Source organism: Leisingera sp. ANG-S5 (assembly GCF_000813925.1).
GTDB lineage: Bacteria > Pseudomonadota > Alphaproteobacteria > Rhodobacterales > Rhodobacteraceae > Leisingera.
In genome coordinates this window covers 533,162-552,151 of the sequence record NZ_JWLH01000005.1, presented here as the reverse complement: position 1 = coordinate 552,151, position 18,990 = coordinate 533,162, and the positions used below count along the sequence as shown (strand labels likewise).

General features: G+C 60.8%; 16 protein-coding genes and 1 pseudogene. 8 read left to right on the top strand and 9 right to left on the bottom strand.

Going from position 1 to position 18,990, the window contains the following annotated elements:
• Positions 1–18 precede the first annotated feature (18 nt).
• Positions 19–2,292 carry a ribonuclease R gene (rnr, locus tag RA25_RS10960; RefSeq protein WP_039172168.1) on the top strand — a complete coding sequence of 758 codons (2,274 nt, stop codon included), beginning with the start codon at positions 19–21 and terminating at the stop codon, positions 2,290–2,292.
• 32 nt (positions 2,293–2,324) lie between these two features.
• Here rnr and RA25_RS10955 read toward each other — a convergent pair whose 3' ends face one another.
• Both RA25_RS10955 and RA25_RS10950 read right to left on the bottom strand, forming a co-directional pair.
• The gene (locus RA25_RS10955; protein WP_039147661.1) at positions 2,325–2,747 is read right to left on the bottom strand and encodes a DUF1801 domain-containing protein; all 423 of its coding nucleotides are present in this window, start codon (positions 2,745–2,747) and stop codon (positions 2,325–2,327) included.
• The gene (locus RA25_RS10950) at positions 2,744–3,397 is read right to left on the bottom strand and encodes a glutathione S-transferase family protein (RefSeq protein WP_275041668.1); all 654 of its coding nucleotides are present in this window, start codon (positions 3,395–3,397) and stop codon (positions 2,744–2,746) included. The genes RA25_RS10955 and RA25_RS10950 overlap by 4 nt, the downstream gene beginning before the upstream one ends.
• Before the next feature lie 133 nt (positions 3,398–3,530).
• Between RA25_RS10950 and RA25_RS10945 the strand changes: the two genes are divergently transcribed.
• Together RA25_RS10945 and RA25_RS10940 are read left to right on the top strand one after the other, a co-directional pair.
• Positions 3,531–4,223 carry a helix-turn-helix transcriptional regulator gene (locus RA25_RS10945; RefSeq protein ID WP_019295192.1) on the top strand — a complete coding sequence of 231 codons (693 nt, stop codon included), beginning with the start codon at positions 3,531–3,533 and terminating at the stop codon, positions 4,221–4,223.
• A 98-nt stretch (positions 4,224–4,321) separates the two neighbouring features.
• Entirely contained in the window at positions 4,322–5,650 is a 1,329-nt protein-coding gene (locus RA25_RS10940) for a lytic murein transglycosylase (RefSeq protein WP_039172164.1), read from the top strand.
• Between the two features lie 94 nt (positions 5,651–5,744).
• Here RA25_RS10940 and RA25_RS10935 read toward each other — a convergent pair.
• The 6 genes and pseudogenes from RA25_RS10935 to RA25_RS10910 all read right to left on the bottom strand — a co-directional run.
• Positions 5,745–6,590 (bottom strand): annotated as a pseudogene (locus tag RA25_RS10935) (ABC transporter permease); the annotation flags it as partial.
• Between the two features lie 14 nt (positions 6,591–6,604).
• Positions 6,605–7,876, bottom strand: a complete 1,272-nt coding sequence (locus tag RA25_RS10930) for an ABC transporter permease (protein WP_019295195.1) — start codon at positions 7,874–7,876, stop codon at positions 6,605–6,607.
• 80 nt (positions 7,877–7,956) lie between these two features.
• Positions 7,957–9,057: an extracellular solute-binding protein gene (locus RA25_RS10925; protein WP_019295196.1), complete on the bottom strand. Its 1,101-nt coding sequence runs from the start codon at positions 9,055–9,057 to the stop codon at positions 7,957–7,959.
• Between the two features lie 80 nt (positions 9,058–9,137).
• A complete protein-coding gene (locus RA25_RS10920) occupies positions 9,138–10,238 on the bottom strand; it encodes an ABC transporter ATP-binding protein (protein ID WP_019295197.1) in 1,101 nt (366 codons plus the stop codon).
• 353 nt (positions 10,239–10,591) lie between these two features.
• Positions 10,592–11,986, bottom strand: a complete 1,395-nt coding sequence (locus tag RA25_RS10915; protein WP_039172162.1) for an aspartate aminotransferase family protein — start codon at positions 11,984–11,986, stop codon at positions 10,592–10,594.
• A gap of 66 nt (positions 11,987–12,052) precedes the next feature.
• Entirely contained in the window at positions 12,053–12,739 is a 687-nt protein-coding gene (locus tag RA25_RS10910; protein WP_019295199.1) for a GntR family transcriptional regulator, read from the bottom strand.
• Positions 12,740–12,881: 142 nt separating this feature from the next.
• Here RA25_RS10910 and RA25_RS10905 point away from each other — a divergent pair, with 142 nt between their 5' ends.
• From RA25_RS10905 to RA25_RS10885, 5 genes are all read left to right on the top strand, one after another.
• Positions 12,882–13,970 carry a polyamine ABC transporter substrate-binding protein gene (locus RA25_RS10905; RefSeq protein ID WP_029204720.1) on the top strand — a complete coding sequence of 363 codons (1,089 nt, stop codon included), beginning with the start codon at positions 12,882–12,884 and terminating at the stop codon, positions 13,968–13,970.
• A 119-nt stretch (positions 13,971–14,089) separates the two neighbouring features.
• On the top strand, positions 14,090–15,217 hold the full coding sequence (locus tag RA25_RS10900; protein ID WP_039136963.1) for an ABC transporter ATP-binding protein: 1,128 nt from the start codon (positions 14,090–14,092) through the stop codon (positions 15,215–15,217).
• Complete coding sequence (locus tag RA25_RS10895; RefSeq protein WP_019295202.1) at positions 15,217–16,098, top strand: ABC transporter permease subunit; 882 nt, start codon at positions 15,217–15,219, stop codon at positions 16,096–16,098. The genes RA25_RS10900 and RA25_RS10895 overlap by 1 nt, the downstream gene beginning before the upstream one ends.
• Entirely contained in the window at positions 16,095–16,910 is an 816-nt protein-coding gene (locus tag RA25_RS10890) for an ABC transporter permease (RefSeq protein WP_019295203.1), read from the top strand. The genes RA25_RS10895 and RA25_RS10890 overlap by 4 nt, the downstream gene beginning before the upstream one ends.
• A complete protein-coding gene (locus tag RA25_RS10885) occupies positions 16,910–18,229 on the top strand; it encodes an NAD(P)/FAD-dependent oxidoreductase (RefSeq protein ID WP_193747972.1) in 1,320 nt (439 codons plus the stop codon). The genes RA25_RS10890 and RA25_RS10885 overlap by 1 nt, the downstream gene beginning before the upstream one ends.
• Here the strand turns inward: RA25_RS10885 and RA25_RS10880 are convergent.
• Positions 18,202–18,978 (bottom strand): aminoglycoside phosphotransferase family protein, encoded by a 777-nt coding sequence (locus tag RA25_RS10880; RefSeq protein ID WP_082023060.1) that lies wholly within the window; start codon positions 18,976–18,978, stop codon positions 18,202–18,204. The two genes, RA25_RS10885 and RA25_RS10880, sit on opposite strands and share 28 nt — an antisense overlap.
• Between the last annotated feature and the right edge of the window lie 12 nt (positions 18,979–18,990).

Genomic DNA, 18,990 nt, shown 5'->3' with positions numbered 1-18,990 from the left:
CCATGCTAGGCGGGAGGTATGAGCCGCATTCCCTCCAAGGCCGAAATCCTCGACTGGATCTCCGCCAACCCGACCCATACCTCCAAGCGCGACATTGCCAAGGCCTTTGGCATCAAGGGCGCCGACCGCATCGACCTCAAGCGCATCCTGAAGGAGCTGGAGGCCGAAGGGCATTTGCAGAAGCGCAAGAAGACCTACCGCGACCCGGACCAGCTGCCGCCGGTGACGGTGCTGCAGGTGAAGGCACTGAACGAGGATGGCGACCTGTACGGGCGTCCGCTGGAATGGCATGGCGAAGGTGTAGAGCCGATCATCCTGATCCTGACCAAACCCTCGGACCCGGCACTGGGCGAGGGCGATAAGATCCTGGCCAAGCTGCAGATGGTCCCGGATCAGGACCACAATTACGAGGCGCGGCTGATCCGCCGGATCGGCACCAACCCCAAGCGGGTTCTGGGCATCTTCCGCAAAGGCTCCGAGGGCGGGCGGATTGTTCCAATCGACAAGGCCGCGTCGAATGAGTGGATGGTGGCGCCGGACGCGGTCAATGGCGCCAAGGACGGCGAACTGGTCGAGGCTGAGCAGGCAGGCCCCAAGGGCCGCATGGGCCTGCCGCGCGCGCGTATCGTGGAACGGCTGGGCGACCCGACCGCCCCCAAGGCAGTGTCGCTCATCGCCATTCACCAGCATGGCATTCCCGACCATTTCCCCGATCCGGTGATGGCAGAGGCTGATGCCGCAAAACCCGCGGGCCTGAAGGGCCGCAAGGATCTGCGGGAACTGCCGCTGGTCACCATCGACCCGGCGGATGCGCGCGATCATGACGACGCGTGTTATGCCCACGCCGATGACGATCCCAAAAACCCGGGCGGCCATGTGATCTGGGTGGCGATTGCCGATGTGGCCGCCTATGTGCGCCCCGGCTCGGCGCTGGACCGCGAGGCGAAGAAGCGCGGCAATTCCAGCTATTTCCCCGACCGCGTGGTGCCGATGCTGCCGGACCGGTTGTCGGGCGACCTGTGCAGTTTGCACGAAGGCGTGCCGCGCGCCTGTATCGCGGTGCGGATGCAGGTGGACGCCGAGGGCAACAAGATTGCCCACACATTCGTGCGCGGGCTGATGCAGTCTGTAGCCTCACTCAATTACGCCGAAGTGCAGGAGGCGCAGGGCGGCAATGCGAACGACAAGACAGCACCCCTGCTCGATGATGTTATCCAGCCGCTGTTTGCCGCATATAAGGCTCTAACAAAGGCCCGGGCTGAGCGCGAGCCGCTGGATCTGGACCTGCCGGAACGCAAGATCGTGCTGGATGAGGATGGCAACGTGACCTCGGTTGCCTTCCGCGACCGGCTGGATGCGCACAAGCTGATCGAGGAATTCATGATCCTCGCCAATGTGGCCGCAGCTGAAACGCTGATCAAGAAACGCTCGCCCTTGCTGTTCCGGGTGCACGAGGAGCCGGCACAGGAGAAACTGGAAAGTTTGCGCGAGACCGCGCAGGCGGCGGGCCTCAGCCTGGCCAAAGGGCAGGTGCTGCAGACCCGGCATTTGAATGCGCTTTTGAACCAGGCGGCAGGAACGGACGATGCGGAACTGATCAATATCTCCACCCTGAGATCGATGCAGCAGGCCTATTACAACCCGGAGAACTTCGGGCACTTTGGCCTAGCGCTTAGGAACTACGCGCATTTCACCTCGCCGATCCGCCGTTATGCCGACCTGATCGTGCACCGCTCGCTGGTCTCCTCGCACGGCTGGGGCGACGACGGGCTGGATGAGACCCAGATCGAGCGGCTGGAAGATACTGCAACCCATATCTCGGATACCGAGCGGCGCTCAATGATTGCGGAGCGGGACACCACGGACCGTTATTTGGCCTCTTACCTCAGCGAGCGTGTGGGCAACGAGTTCGAAGGCCGGATCAGCGGCATTGCCCGATTTGGTGCCTTTGTGAAGCTGGACGAGACCGGCGCTGACGGTCTGGTGCCGGTGCGCTCCATCGGACGGGAGTTCTTCCACTTTGACGCCCAGTCCGGCACGCTGACAGGGGCGGACACCGGCATGACCCTGACTATCGGCCAGCGCGTGACGGTGCGGCTGACTCAGGCGGCACCTGTCACTGGCGGGCTGGAGCTGGAACTGCTGGCGCTGGAAGAGGTCCCGATACCCGCAGGCGGAGGCCAGCGCGGCCGCCGCAGCCCGGCAGGCCGCACGGTGAAGCGGAAGGCGGCCAAGTCCAAACACAAGGCTGCCAAGGTGAAGCGCAAGGTGGAGCGCAAGCGGCGCAAATAAAGTCTGCCCCGATAGGGCAGACCTGATCGGGTCTATGCCGGAATTTCCAGCGGCGCGCGGATCTTGTAGGTCAGCGCCCGCTTGATCAGCCAGCCGTGACGCAGCGGCTCCACATTCTGCGGGTCGTCAAACAGGACGGCGCGGGTCCCCTCAAACCGGTCCCAGGCAGGGAATGCCAAGGCGAACTCCGAGATCAGGCGGCTTTGGCAATGCACAAAGAGCGCAAAGCGTGCACCCTTCGGCACCCCCAACCGGATGGTGGACCCCGTTCTGGTTTCTGGCGTGACGTAAGAAGGCTGGCCCCAGCGCAGCACTTCCTCCACCCGGCCCGCTTCCGGCGTTTCGGCGGCGGTTTCAAAGATCAGCTGCCGGAGCCTAAGCAACCCCTCCCGCGCCAGCGGGTCGGAGACCGCAAAGGCGGCCTCGATCTCCGGGTTGGCAAAGGCAGGTTTCATGGCAAGGGCACCGTTTCGGTTACACGGCTTAGATAGGCGCACAGAACCGCATCATCGCGCAAGCGTTTGCTGATCTGTGACGCCTCAGACGTCTGCAGCATGGAGATCAGGAACGGAGCCACGCTCAAGTCAGCCGAGGTGATGCGGTCCCCCATCAAGTACGGACGTTCACTGGTAAGTGCTTTTATGGGTTTCAGATCCTGTTCCAGCCGGTGCATCCGCTCCCCATCGGTGAAACGTGCGAGGCCCTGCCACTGAAGCCCGTTCTGGATTTCCTTCCTGACCGGGGCGCTGATCTCTTCGCGCATGGGTTCGGGAACCGGCTGGAAGATCTGATCCCGCACCTCGGGCCAGACCGCATCGTCATTCCAGCGCATTTGCAGCAGGTGCAGGCCCAGGTGGTATTCCGCCAGCCGGACCCAGGCACGAGTGTGGGCGCGATCTGCAGTGGTCAGACCTTCGTCGAAGTCGGCCCCCTGCCCCTCAAGCCAGTCGCGGATGCCGTCGCTGTCAGCAATCTGCCCGTCAGGCGTCGCAAGAACCGGCAGCTTCCGGTGCGGCATTTCGGTCGGGTCCAGCATGTCGCTGCGCTGCCAGGGCTGGCCGGACAGCTCCAGCATCAGAGCAGATTTTATGCAGAAGGGGCTCATGCTGAACAAGCCGAAGCCTTTAGGGAAGGTGAGGAGGGAAAGCATTTGTCAAATCCTGTTCGTTGCGTTTACTCGCCTTTCTCTAAACCCGCCTGATGACAGATAGTGTCATCAGGGCATAGGATGATCAGGCATGTCCCGAACTCACCGCCTCTTTCAGCTGATGCAGGCCCTGCGCCTGGGGCCCGGCCCGCATACCGCGGCGCGGCTGGGGGAGGAATTGGGCGTGTCAGCCCGCAGCATCCACCGCGACATCGCGACTCTGCGCGAGATGGGGGCGGTGATTGATGGCGAGGCGGGGTACGGCTTTACCCTGATTGAGGACAATGCGCTGCCGCCGATGGGTTTCCGGGACACGGAACTGGAGGCACTGGTGCTTGGCCTGCGCGAGGTTGAGCTGATCGGCGACCCGGAGCTGGCCACCGCAGCCTCTGAAGCATTACGCAAGCTGCAGGCGCGACTGCCTCCAAGGCAGGCACACCGGCTGCGCCACGCGGTGCTGGCACCTTACCGGTTTGAGCGCCCGATCCCGCCAGCAATCTCGGCGCAGGACCTGCGCCAGGCTGCCTGGGACGAGGTCGAGGTGCGTTTCGGCTATACAGACGGGTATGGCGCGGTGACCGAGCGGCAGGTGAAACCGCTGAGCGTGGTGTACTTCGACCGCTCGACCGTGCTGATCGCCTGGTGCTGCCTGCGTCAGGCGGTGCGGGTGTTCCGGCTGGACCGGATGCGCGGCCTGCAAGTGACGGATCAAAGCTTTCGTCCGCACCGGGTGCCCATGCTGCGCGACGCCCTGGACCAGCTGCGCCAGGAGCACCGGCAGTAGCGATGGCAGGCGGCGCCCCGCACACGCCGGGACTGACCTCTTTACCCGGTTCGCGCTGCCGCTAAACTGGAGCTGGGCAGTGAATAACGAGGTGCATCATGCGCAAATGGATGGCTGTATCGCTGGTAGCAGGCAGCGCAATGGCGGCAGAGGCCGCGACGGACAACTCCTTGAGGCCCGCCGAGCGGCCCGGGGCCGCGAAACAGGAGGGGCTAGGTGAAAGCTATTTGCTGGCGTCTGCCACAACTTTGAGACCGGTCGCTAGGCCAGCCGCGCTCCAGCAGGCCGCGGTGGAACAGGCAGCAGCCGAAGTAAGCTTCAAAGACTGGATTGCGGCATTCAAAGACCGCGCAGGGGCACAAGGGATCAGCGTGCCGGTGCTGGACAGTGCCTTTGACGGTGTGAGCTATGACCCCGAAGTGATCCGCCGCGACCGCAACCAGTCGGAGTTCACCAAGACGATCTGGGACTACCTGGACAGCGCGGCGTCGGACCTGCGGGTGAAGAACGGCAAGGCAGCGCTGCGCGACCAGCAGGCGCGGCTGGATCAGATCGAGGGCAAATACGGCGTCGAGAAAGAGATCGTGGTGGCGATCTGGGGGCTGGAAAGCAGCTATGGCACCTTCCGCGGAAAGATGGATGTGGTCCGCTCGCTTGCGACCCTCGCCTTTGACGGGCGGCGCGGAGAGTTCTTTGAGGGTCAGCTGTTTGCGGCGCTGAAGATCCTGCAGGCAGGCGATGTTGCCGCCCGCAAGATGACCGGCAGCTGGGCCGGGGCGATGGGACATACCCAATTCATCCCTACGTCCTATCTGGACTATGCGGTGGATTTCACCGGTGACGGCAAGCGGGACATCTGGTCGGACAACCCGGCTGATGCGCTGGCCTCAACCGCCGCGTATCTGAAGCAGTTTGGCTGGGTGAAAGGGCAGCCTTGGGGGGTGGAGGTGACCCTGCCCAAGGGGTTTGATTACACCCTGGCTGATCGCGACATTGAGAAATCGCCCGCCGACTGGGCGGCTTTAGGCATCAAGGGGCTGGATGGGCGTGCGGTGAAGGATCACGGGCCCGCCTCAATCCTGCTGCCTGCGGGCAGCGAGGGTGCTGCGTTTATGATCTTCCAAAACTTCGCTGTACTGGAACGCTATAACACGGCAGATGCCTATGTGATCGGCGTCGGGCATTTGGCGGACCGGATCAAGGGTGGTTCGCCGATCAAGGCGAATTGGCCGCGCGGTGACCGGGCGCTGACGCTGTCCGAACGGGAGGAAATGCAAGAGCGGCTGACAAGCGCTGGTTTCGACACAGACGGTATCGACGGCAAGATCGGGCCCAAGACCATCGGGGCAGTGCGCGCCTATCAGGTGGCAAACGGGCTGACGCCGGATGGCTATGCCTCGCTGCATCTGTTGCAGCGGCTGCGGTAGAACCAAGGGAGCGAGCCGTCTCCCTTTTGACCCGGCTTCAAGCAAAAGGCCCCGCAACGCGGGGCCTCTTTGTGTCTGGCAAAGCGGGTACTGTTTAGCCAGGAGACATCCCGCGCAGGCGCTCGGAGCGGCGGCGCAGCATTTCCACCGTCGCCAGCAGCATGATGGAGATCGCTACCAGGATTGTCGCCACCGCCAGGATGGTCGGCGAGATCTGCTCGCGCAGGCCGATGAACATCTGCCAAGGCAGCGTCTTTTGCCCGGCCGAGCCGACGAACAGCACCACAACCACTTCGTCGAAGGACGTGATGAAGGCGAACAGGCCACCCGAGATCACCCCCGGCAGGATCAGCGGCATCTGCACCCGGAAGAAGGTGGTCACAGGGTCTGCCCCCATGTTGGCCGCGGCGCGGGTCAGCGAGCGGTCAAAGCCCACCAGCGTCGCCGTCACCGTGATGATCACGAAGGGAATGCCCAGCGCGGCATGCGCCAGAACCACGCCAATGTAGGTCCCCTGCAGGCCGATGCGGCTGTAAAAGAAGTACATGCCCGCCGCGGAGATGATGAGCGGCACGATCATCGGCGAAATCAGGATCGCCATGATCGCACGGCGGAACGGCACATGCGGCTGGCTGAGGCCGATGGCGGCCAGCGTGCCGAAGGTGACTGAAACGATAGTCGCCATCGGCGCGATCTTGAGCGAGTTCCACATCGCAGACTGCCAGGAGTCATTGTTGAAGAAATCGCGGTAGTGCTTCAGCGAGTAGCCTTCCGGGTCCAGCCGCAGCATTTCCGGCGTAAAGGTGAAGAAGTCCTGCGCGTTGAAGCTGAGCGGGATAATCACCACGATCGGTGCGATCAGGAAGAAGAAGACCAGACCGCAGATCACCCGGAAGGTATAGTGCCAGGTGCGCTGGCCAACGGTCGCATAAGGAGGAAGTGCGCTCATATCGGTTATCCCAGCTTAACGTTGTCGATGCCGACGACCTTGTCGTAGACCCAGTAGAGGAGCAGGACGACCGCCAGAAGAATTGCGCCCAGCGCCGCACCCAGGCCCCAGTTGCCCGACGTCGAGATGTGGTAGGCAATCAGGTTGGAGATGAAGGTGCCTTTGGTGCCGCCGACAAGGGCCGGAGTGATGTAGTAACCAACGGCCAGTATGAAGACGAGGATCGAGCCAGCGCCGATGCCCGGCACGGTCTGCGGGAAGTAGACCCGCCAGAAGGCGGTCCAGTCGGTGGCGCCCAGTGACTTGGCGGCGCGCAGATAGGACGGGTTGATGGTCTGCATCACCGAGTACATCGGCAGGATCATGAACGGCAGCAGGATGTGCGTCATCGCGATGATGGTGCCCAGCTCGTTGTTGATCAGAACCAATCGGTTGGCATCATCCACAAGGCCGATCCAGACAAGGGTGTCGTTGATCACGCCCTGCTGCTGCAGCAGGATTTTCCAGGCTGATGTCCGCACCAGCAGAGAGGTCCAGAAGGGCAGCAGCACCAGGATCAGCAGCAGGTTCGCCTTGCGTGCCGGCAGGTTGGCCAGAATCCACGCCACCGGATAGCCCAGCAGAATGCAGCTGAAGGTGATGATCAAGGACATCCGCATCGTGCGGACAAGCATGGTGTTGTAGATCCGCTCATTCTCGGGCCGGATCTCCGGGCCTTCCGCGCCCAGCTGCATGTCAACGGCGTTCAGGAAGTAACCGGACGTGAAGGACCCGGAGTAAGTCTTGATGGTGCGCCACAGTTCAACGTCGCCCCAGCCATCGTCAATTTCGATTAGTTTTTCCCGGAACGGACCGTCGGTCGCGAGGTCCCATTTGCCGACTTTGCGGCCCGATTTACGGAACACAGAGGACACGCCCGGGTTTTCATAGTTCAGGCGCTTGGCGACTCTAGTGTGTGTCTTTTCTTTGGCGGCAATCTGGAGGTCCGCGGCCATCGCGGCAAACACGGCCTCTTCGGGCAGTTGCCCCGAAGCGGGATCCCAATCCGCCAGCGCTTCAACCGTTCGGGGCAGCGTGTCCTGGACAATCCGGTTCTCCACCGAGCGGAACAGCATGTCCGCCACCGGCAAGATGAAGGTCACAAGGATGAACAGCAGAAGCGGCGCAATCAGCATCAGCGCGCGCAATTTCTGCATCCGCAATGCCCGCGACAGGCTGCGCTTCAGCGGTGTGCCGTCCGCGGCCAGCACAGGGCCGGATTGGCTAATGTCAGTCATAGGGTTCCCCGTCGGGTCTTTATATTTTTGGGCAGGGGGCCTGGACGCAGCAGGCCCCCTGCAATCTTGGAAGGGTCAGATTAGTTTGCCAGCCATGCCTGGAACTTGGCGTCCAGATCATCGCGGTTGTCTGCCCACCATTCGTAGTCATAGACATGCACGTTGCCGGCGTTGGCCGGATCGGTCGGCATGTGCGGGGCCATGTCGATGCCCAGTTCGGCGTGCTTGCCAACCAGCGGTGCCGAGGAGGCACGGGCAGGGCCATAGGAGATATAGGCAGCTTGGTCAGCCAGACGCTGGGTGTCGGTGGCGAACTTCAGGAAGTCCATCACGCGCGCCTTGCGGTCCGCGGGCAGGCCTGCCGGAACAACCCAGCCGTCGAGGTCAAAGGACTGCATGTCCCAGAGCATGCCGATCGGCTGGCCCTGTTCGGCAATTGCAGAGAACAGGCGGCCGTTGAAAGTCGAGCCCATAACCACTTCGCCGTCAGCCAGCAACTGCGGAGTTTCCGCGCCAGCAGTCCACCAGACCACCTGGTCCTTGATGGTGTCGAGCTTGGCCAGAGCTTGCGCCACACCTTCGTCGGTGCCCAGAACGTCGTAGATCTCATCCTTTGCCACGCCGTCGCAGTAGAGGGCCCACTCCATGTTGTCGATCGGACGTTTCTGCAGCGAGCGCTTGCCCGGGTACTTCTCGGTGTCGAAGATCGCGCAAACCGAATCCGGCTGGTCGATCAGGTCGGTGCGGTAGCCGAAGGTGGTCGAGTAAACGATCTGCGGCACGAAGCAGTCGCTGACGATCAGGTCGCCGAAGTCTTCGGTGGCCGCAGTGCCATCCGGTGCCGCTGCCAGGTCCTCGTCATGGTTGATTTCTTCCGCCAGACCTTCGTCGCAAAGACGCATGGAGTCGGAGGCCACAACGTCAACCAGGTCCCAGGTGACATTGCCGGCTTCGTTCATGGCGCGGATCTTAGCCACGGCTTCTGCCGAGCTTTCATCCCAAACCACTTTCACATCAGGGTTGGCCGCAATATAGGGCTCAACATAAGCCTTGTGCTGGCTGGTCTGATAGGCACCGCCCCAGGACACCAGAGTCAGCTCATTGGCCATTTCTTCGGCAAAGGCCGAAGGGGCGCAAAGGGCGGTGGTCATCGCCAGTGCAGACAGTTTGCTGAGTTTCATAGAGAGTCTCTCCTTGTTGAAATTCACAGATGTGAGATTCCCCCCGGTCGTTCTTCTGCCGGGGGTTCGGCGCGCGCGGATCAGGCGTCCAGCGCGCGGCAGTCTTCCGGCAGCCAGCCGATTTCGATCTGCTGACCGGGCTGAAGACGGACTTGGTCCGGGGCATTCCGGGTCTTGATGATGAATTCATCATTGCCGGCCACCCGCAGACGGGTGCGGAAGATGTCGCCCATGTAGATGAACTCCAGAACTTCCGCCTTGAGCGTATGGACGCCTGCTTGCAGGCGGTCCTTGTTGTATTCCACCCGTTCGGGGCGGATTGAAACGCGGGTGCGCTCGCCGGGTTGCGAGACATTGACCGGTTTGCAGTCAATCAGCTCGCCATCGTCCAACTGCACCAGCGCGATACCGTTGTTGATTTCCTTGACGGTGCCTTCGAGCGTGTTGTTTTCGCCGATGAACTGGGCCACGAAGCTGTTTTCCGGGCTTTCATACAGCTGGTCCGGCGGCGCGATCTGCTGGATGCGGCCGTCGTCAAAGACCGCAACACGGTCGGACATGGTGAGCGCTTCGGTCTGGTCGTGGGTCACATAAACCACGGTGATCCCCAGACGGTGTGCCAGATGGGTGATCTCGAACTGCATCTTCTCGCGCAGCTGCTTGTCGAGCGCGCCCAGCGGTTCGTCCATCAGAACCAGCTCGGGCTCGAACACCAGCGCGCGGGCCAGCGCGATCCGCTGCTGCTGACCGCCCGAAAGCTGCGCCGGGCGGCGGCCGCCGAAGGCGCCCATTTCCACCATGTCCAGCGCCCGTTTCACTTTTTCCTCGCGCTCGGATTTGCCCATCTTGCGGACTTCCAGCGGGAAAGAGAGGTTTTCCGCAATCGTCATATGCGGAAACAGCGCGTAGTTCTGAAACACCATGCCGATGCCGCGCTTGTGCGGCGGGATGTTGTTGATCGACGTCCCGTCCAGACGGATATCGCCATGGGTCGCGGTCTCGAAACCAGCCAGCATCATCAGGCAGGTTGTCTTCCCGGACCCGGACGGGCCAAGCATTGTCAGGAATTCACCTTTGGGCATGGTGAGGTTGAGGTCTTTGACAACGAGATTTTCGCCATCATAGCTCTTTTGGACACGTTCGAATTCAACGAACGCATCAACGTTTGACGCATCAGCCAAAGCAGGCTCCCCGTAGTTTTGTCATTCCGGCAGATTTGCTCTGCACTTGTTTGAAGTTAATCACACCAACGCTATCCTGCGCTAGATATGAAAAAAATATTCTTTCACCGGTGAACGTACGAAATTCATACTTCGAACCACTTCAAGCGGACAAAGAATACCTTGATTGAACCCTAGTCATGTTCCGCGTCCTTTGATCGGACTTTTTGCGACGCCTCTATGACATTTTGCGCCGCAGAGTTTGTATTCCCAGCCAAAAACCGACTCTTTCACCTCCGGAAACGAAGAAAAGGCCCGGCAATATTATTGCCGGACCTTGGTGAGTCGCCCCATGCCGGGGTGGGAAAATGGAATCAGGCGCTGTGCAGCAGATCCTTTTCTTTCAGTTCAGCGTAGCACTCATCCAGCGACTTCACGGCGCGCTCGATCAGCACGTCGATCTGTTCCGGCGTGATCACCAGCGGCGGTGAGATGATCATCCGGTCGCCGACATGGCGCATCACCAGATTATTGGCAAAGCACCGCTCGCGGCAGATGTAGCCGACGGTGCCTGCATCGGAGGCAAAAGCAGCGCGAGTTTCCTTGTTGGGAGTCAGCGCAATCGATCCCATCATGCCGACGATCTTGGCTTCGCCGACCAGCGGGTGGTCGGTCAGTGCTTCCCATTTCTGTTTCAGATAGGGGGCCGCCACGTCGCGCACATGGCCAAGGATGTTTTCCTCTTCCAGAATGCGCAGGTTTTCCAAGGCAACCGCCGCTGCGACCGGGTGGCCGGAATAGGTGTAACCGTGGTTGAACTCATCACTTGCGATAACCGAAGCGACCTCATCACTCACAATCGACCCGCCGATCGGTGCATAGCCGGAGCTGAGGCCCTTGGCGATTGTCATGATGTCAGGCCGGATGTTCAGGGTTTCGCTGCCAAACCAATTGCCGGTGCGCCCAAAACCGCAAATGACTTCGTCCGCGATAAGCAGGATTTCATACTTGTCGCAGATGCGCTGGATTTCCGGCCAGTAGCTGTCCGGCGGCACGATTACCCCGCCTGCTCCCTGCACCGGCTCAGCGATGAAAGCCGCAACGCGCTCCTCGCCCAGTTCCAGGATCGCCTCTTCCAGCTCACGCGCGCGCTGCAGTCCGAATTCTTCCGGCGGCATGTCGCCGCCCTCCGCCCACCAGTTCGGCTGATTGATATGGTGGATATCCGGGATCGGCATTCCGCCCTGGGCATGCATGCCGCTCATGCCGCCCAGCGAGCCGCTGCCGACCGAAGACCCGTGATACGCGTTCTTTCGGCTGATGATGACGGATTTGGTCGACTTGCCCTTCAGCGCCCAATAGTGGCGCACCATACGGATGTTGGTGTCATTTGCTTCAGACCCGGAACCGGCAAAGAACACATTGTTCAGGTCGCCCGGCGCCAGCTCTGCAATTTTGGCCGCCAGCGCGATGGCCGGCACATGGGTGGTCTGGAAGAAGGTGTTGTAATAGGGCAGCTCACGCATCTGGCGGGCGGCGACTTCCGCCAGCTCCTCGCGGCCGTAACCGATGTTGACGCACCAGAGGCCCGCCATCGCGTCGAGAATCTGGTGACCTTCGCTGTCGGTCAGGTGCACGCCATCTGCGCGGGTGATGATGCGTGCGCCTTTCTGCGACAACTCACCATTTGCGGTGAACGGATGCATGTGGTGGGCGGCGTCCAGCGCCTGCAACTCGGCCGTCGGCATGTGATTGGTGATAACGGTCATGAGACTCGCTCCTGAGAATGACTGATTGGCACCAGAATATGATCAAATTCTCAGGTGTCAATCGAATCAGTTAGCGGCCTTCAATCCCTGAACCACATGTTCCATGCCCTCAAAAACATCGCGCTCCATTGCCAAAGCAGCCATTTCCGGGTCCTGACGCCGCAGCGCATCAAGGATGTCCTTGTGGCGGTCCGGAAAGCTTTGAGTGCCAAGACGACCGCTGACCACCCTCAGCGAAGGTCCGAAACGCAGCCACAGACGGTCGGCAATGTCGCTGAGAATCGGCGCGTTTGCGTGCGCGTACAGAGCTGTGTGAAAGCTGTAGTTCTGCACCAGATACCCTGCGACATCGCCGGTCGAGATCGCTTTGTCCAGCGCGTTATCGATAGTCACAAGCTCCTCGATATCTGTTGCACAGATCTGCAAAGTTGCCCGGCGTGCAAGCTCGCATTCTATTGTTTTTCTTGCGAAAATCAACTCTTCAAGTTCCTGCGGGCCAAGCAGAGGCACCGACACACGGCGGTTGCCCTGGAACATCAGAGCTCCGTCCGAGATCAGCCGCCGGATCGCCTCTCGTACCGGTGTCATGCCGGCCTCCAGCGCCTCGACCAAGCCTTGGATCGTTACCGCCTGCCCGGGCACCAGCTCGCCGAACAGAACCTGTGCCCTCAGCTTCTGGTAAACGATCTCATGCGCAGGCAATTTTGCGGGGTTTTCCTGCGCCGCTGCGGGGGGCGAAGTGGTCTCTGTCACCTGGGGTTTTCCTCCTCGATTTTGGCCAGCTTGCACCATCCTGAGCCAAGTGAAAACATAAAGAGTATTGCCGAACGCCTCAAAACTTGATCAAATCTATTTGCAGCCGGACCTGGAAGCCGGCACCCACAGGGAGAAATTCATGACACTTAAAACGTTGACCATGACCGCTGTCGTCGCTCTTGGTACCGCTGCGGCCGCAACCGCGGAAGAAGTGCGCGTCTATAACTGGTCGGACTATATCGACGAAGGCCTGCTGGAGAAATTCGAGAAAGAAACCGGCATCGACCTGATCTATGACGTCTTCGACAGCAACGAGGTTTTGGAAACCAAAATGCTAGCAGGCGGTTCCGGCTATGATGTGGTGGTGCCGACCGGCTCATTCATGGCGCGCCAGATCCAGGCCGGTGCCTTCCAGAAGCTGGACCCGTCGAAACTTCCAAACAAAGGAAACATGTGGGACGCAATCGAGGAGCGTACCGGAAAATATGACCCCGGCAACGAATACTCCATCAACTACATGTGGGGCACCACCGGCATCGGCGTGAACGTCGCCAAAGTGAAGGAAGTCCTGGGTGATGACGCCCCGATCGACTCGCTGGAGCTAGTGTTCAACCCAGCCAACATGGAAAAGCTCTCAAGCTGCGGTGTGCATTTCCTCGATGCCCCGGATGAAATGATCCCGGCAGCGCTCAAGTACATCGGCGAAGATCCCAACAGCATGGACGCGGATGTGGTCGCCAAGGCTGAGCCGGTTCTGTTGGGTGTTCGCCCCTATATCACCAAGTTCCACAGCTCCGAATACATTAACGCCCTGGCCAACGGCGATATCTGCGTGGCCTTCGGCTGGTCCGGCGACATTCTGCAGGCGCGTGACCGCGCGGCGGAAGCCGAGAACGGTGTCGAGATCGAATACAACGCGCCCAAGGAAGGCGCGCTGATGTGGTTCGACCAGATGACGATTCCGGTTGATGCCCCGAACCCGGAAGGCGCCCACAAGTTCCTGAACTTCATCATGGACGCGCAGAACATGGCCGCCGCGTCCAACTACGTCTATTACGCCAACGGCAACAAGGCCTCCCAGGAATTCCTCGAAGAGGATGTGATTGGCGATCCCGCTATCTATCCGAACGAAGAAACCGTCCAGAACCTGTACATCAAGGAAGGCTACCCGCCGAAAGTACAGCGCAAGGCCACCCGCATGTGGACCAAGGTCAAGTCCGGCACCTGATCAGCCGTTGCCTGACCCGCGGGGCGCGCTCCAGCCGCCCCGCCTATCGTAACGCGCCTGGGTCCTCCAAGCGCGCCCATCCCATACATCCGCGTGATATTTCGCAGAAGAGGCCCGGCTTGACTGCTTCCGTATTCGAACCCTGGAACGATCCTGAGGCTAAGCCCTTGATCCACTTCCAGAACGTCACCAAACGCTATGGTGAGTTCACCGCCATCGACAATCTGACCATCGACATCTACGAGCGGGAATTCTACGCGCTTCTGGGCCCATCCGGCTGTGGCAAGACCACGCTGATGCGGATGCTGGCCGGGTTCGAAACCCCGACCGAGGGCAAGATCTTTCTTGCCGGACAAGACATTGCGCCGGTTCCGCCGAACAAGCGCGCGGTGAACATGATGTTCCAATCCTATGCGCTGTTCCCGCATCTGTCGATCTGGGAGAACATCGCCTTTGGCCTGAAGCGCGAAAAGATGCCCAAGCACGACATCAACGACCGCGTTGAAGAAATGCTACGGCTGACCCGGCTGGAGAAATTCGCCCGCCGCAAGCCGCATCAGATTTCCGGCGGCCAGCGCCAGCGCGTTGCCCTCGCCCGTTCGCTTGCGAAACACCCGAAGCTGCTGCTACTCGACGAACCTCTGGGCGCGCTGGACAAAAAGCTGCGCCAGGAAACCCAGTTCGAACTGATGGACATTCAGGAAAAGACTGGCACTACCTTTGTGATCGTAACCCACGATCAGGAAGAGGCGATGACTGTCGCGTCTCGCGTGGCAGTTATGGACCACGGCAAGATCATCCAGGTGGCGACGCCCGACCGGATCTATGAAAGCCCGAACTCCGTCTATGTGGCTGATTTCATTGGCGACGTGAACCTGATTGAAGGCACCGCCAAGCTCAATGGCAGCGAAGCCTACGCCATGTCCTGGCACGAGGGCCACGAACCGTTGACTGTCAAATCGCCGAACGCGTTTTCCGACGGGCAAAAGTGCCATCTGGCGATCCGGCCAGAGAAAGTGGCGATCAGCGCCGAAAAGCCGGCCGACGCGGACAACGCCGTTCAGGGCCGCATTCTGGATATCGCCTATCTCGGCAATATTTCCACCTATCATGTGGAACTGCCAACCGGTGCAGTGATCAAGGCGCAGACCGCCAACCCCCGCCGCATCGCCCGCCGTGCCTATACTTGGGAAGACACTGTCTGGCTGTCCTGGACCGCCACGGCAGGCGTTCTGCTGGCTGACTGATGCGCCGCTTTGTCCTGATCGCCATCCCCTATGTCTGGCTGCTGGCCCTGTTCCTGGTGCCATTTGCCATCGTTCTGAAAATCTCGCTGTCGGACGCAGCGATTGCCCGCCCGCCCTATTTCCCGCAGTTCGACTGGGCTGAGGGCATCGCCGCCTTCATCGCAGAGCTGGATTTCGAGAACTTTGTCTGGCTGACTGAAGATGACCTCTATTGGAAGGCCTACCTCAGTTCCCTGAAAATTGCGGTCATCTCGACCTTCTTTACACTGCTGGCCGGCTACCCCATTGCCTATGGCATGGCCCGCGCACCTGAGGAGTGGCGCCCGACCCTGATGATGCTGGTGATCCTACCTTTCTGGACGTCCTTCCTGATCCGCGTCTATGCGTGGATGGGGATCTTGTCGAACGAGGGGTTCCTGAACCAGTTCCTGATGTGGATAGGAGTGATCTCTGAACCGCTCATCATCCTGAACACCAATTCCGCAGTCTATATCGGCATCGTCTACACCTACCTGCCGTTCATGATCCTGCCGGTTTATTCGGCGCTGGAACGGCTGGACGGCTCGTTGATTGAAGCGGCAGAGGATCTTGGCTGCTCGCGCCTCACGGCCTTTTGGCTGGTGACCATTCCGCTGTCTAGAACCGGCATCATTGCAGGCAGCTTCCTGGTTTTCATCCCGGTGCTCGGTGAATTCGTGATCCCGTCGCTGCTGGGCGGCTCTGACACGCTGATGATCGGCAAGGTTCTGTGGGAGGAGTTCTTCTCCAACCGCGACTGGCCCGTGGCATCCGCAGTGGCAGTGGTTCTGCTGCTGCTCCTAGTGATCCCGATCGTGCTGTTCCAACGCAACCAGCAAAAACAGCAGGAGGCAGAGCAATGAACCGCATGAGCTGGTTTAACGCCGTATCGCTGACCCTTGGCTTCGCCTTCCTCTATATCCCGATGGTGATCCTAGTGATTTTCAGCTTCAACGAAAGCAAGCTGGTCACCGTTTGGGCCGGGTTCTCGACCAAGTGGTACGGCGAATTGCTCCAGAATGAGGCGTTCCTGAACGCCGCCTGGGTGACCATCAAGGTGGCGGTGTTCTCCTCAACCATGGCCACCGTTCTGGGCACCATTGCGGCCTATGTGCTGGTGCGCGGCGGGCGGTTCATGGGGCGGACGCTGTTCTCCGGCATGATCTATGCGCCGCTGGTGATGCCCGAGGTGATCACCGGCCTGTCACTGCTCCTGCTATTCATCGGCATCGGTCTGGACCGCGGTGTATTCACCATCGTTCTGGCCCATACCACATTCGCGATGTGCTATGTCTCGGTGGTGGTGTCCTCTCGTCTGGTGACATTCGACCGCTCGCTGGAGGAAGCCGCACTGGACCTGGGCTGTTCACCCGCTGAAGCGTTCCGGCTGGTGACCCTGCCGATCATTGCTCCCGCGGTGATTTCCGGCTGGCTGCTGGCCTTCACCCTGTCGCTGGATGATCTGGTGATTGCCTCCTTCACTTCCGGTCCTTCGGCCACCACCCTGCCGATCAAGATCTTCTCCGCCGTGCGCCTGGGCGTCAGCCCTGAGATCAACGCTCTGTCGACGATCATGATCTCGATCGTCACCGTGGGCGTCATCACCGCCTCGCTGGTGACCAAGCACCAGGTGGCCCGCCAGAAGCGCGAGGAACAGGCCGCGGAGCGGGCCTGATGCGCCGGATCTTCTCCGGCTACGCCTATGGTCCCGGCCCGCGCAGCAACTGCTGGTGGGACGAAACCGCCTCAGCACCGGACTGGCCGGTTTTTGAAGGGGAAGCTTCTGCCGATGTAGCAATCATCGGCGGCGGCTTCACTGGAATGTCAGCGGCCCTGCATTTGGCTGAAAGCGGTGCCTCAGTAGTCCTGCTGGAAGCAGAAACTCCCGGCTGGGGCGCCTCCGGGCGCAATGGCGGGTTCTGCTGTCTAGGCGGTTCTAAATTGTCCAGCGGCACGATGCGCAGGGTATTCGGCAAGCCCGCCGCTGACACCTATGACGCCAGCGAAGTGGCCGCCGTGCGCCTTGTGAAGGAACTGCTGGAAACACACGGTATCGGCGCCGACACCCATTCGCGCGGGGAAACCCAACTGGCCCACAATGAGAAAGCCGCGCGCCGTCTGTCAGCCCTCGCAGAGGAGTTGCGGAAAACTGGTGAAGAACCGGAGTTCCTCTCTCGTCATCAGCTGGCGGAACACGGGCTGAACGGCCGTTTTCAGGCCGCGCTGACAACGCCGGCGGGCTTTGCGCTGAACCCGCGCAAATACCTGTTCGGCTTGGCATCCGCCGCGGCAGATGCCGGAGCAAGACTGTACCAGCGGAGCCCGGCCCTCTCTGTTCGGCATGTGGGTGGCGGGCATGAAATAGAGACTAATAAGGGTCATCTGAAAGCATCCAAGATCATCATTGCCACCAACGGCTATTCCTCTGAGGATTTGCCAGATTGGCTGGCCGGGCGGTACATGCCGGCACAATCCACAGTCATGGTAACCCGCCCCCTGACGGACCAGGAACTGCAAGCACAAGGCTGGTTTTCGCATCAGATGGCCTATGATACCCGCAACCTGCTGCATTACTTCCGGTTGATGCCGGACAGGCGCTTCCTGTTCGGCATGCGCGGCGGGCTGCTGGCCTCACCCCGGGCCGAGGCCGGAATCCGGGCCAAGCTGCGGCAAGACTTCGAGGCCATGTTCCCGAAGTGGCGGAATGTGGAAACCACCCATTGCTGGTCCGGCATGGTCTGCCTGTCGCGCAACCTGGTGCCTTTCATCGGGCCGGTGCCCGATCATCCGGGCCTGTTTGCAGGTCTCTGCTATCACGGCAACGGCGTTGCAATGGGCAGCTATGCCGGGCGCCTGCTCAGCGATCTGGTGCAAGGGCGCAGGCCAGAATTGCCCTATTCGCCTGCAGTGCAAAAAATGCCGCGCTTCCCATTTGGCCGCGCCCGGCGGGTATTGATGCCGCCGGCTTATGCAGTTCTGGGCCTGATGGACTGAAGCGCTGCACGCTCCAGTTCAAAAGCCTGCCAGTCCCTTTCCCCGCCGCGTTCCGCCCGCCACAGGCAATACGCTGCCATTCGCCAGTGGAACCACGGTTTCAAGGCCAAAGTTCTGCCCGCAATCCGCGGATCGGGATAGGCCTGCAAAAAGCTGTCTTCCTCCGGCTGCGTCAGCGGCGCACCGCGGTACATCAGCTGCATCGCGGGCGAAAGAAACAGCGACAAGTCTTCTGCCGGATCGCCGATCTGCGGGCATTGCCAGTCGATCAGTGTCAATGTGCCATCATGCGCCAGAAGGTTGCCTGGCACCGGGTCACCATGAATAAGCTGCAGTTGCGACGACGGCGGAACCCGGCCCAAAGGACGCAAGTCGGCCAGCTGCTCGCCATTTTTGCATTCTTGAATAATTGCCTGTGTTTGCGCTTCCAAGGCTATGCTGCCGTTCACGCCTTCCGGCAATCCGGACGGGGCTGCCAGATCATGCAGCCGCCCCAAAAGCCGCGCCACATGGCTGGTGTCTTCCTGCCAGGGGCTGCCATTGACATGAGCATAGCTCAGCCAGCTATGCCCCTCGAAGGTTCCGGTTTGAACCAGCGGCGGCACCATGCCCGTGCCGGACAATGCCGCAAGGATCACTCCTTCCCTCGCCGGGTCATTAGCAAACAGCGGGTTAGCCCCATCTGAGGCATAAAGCTTGATCACCAGCCCCCCAGACCGCCAGACATGATTTGACCGCCCGCCGGTCAAACGCCGGGGGGC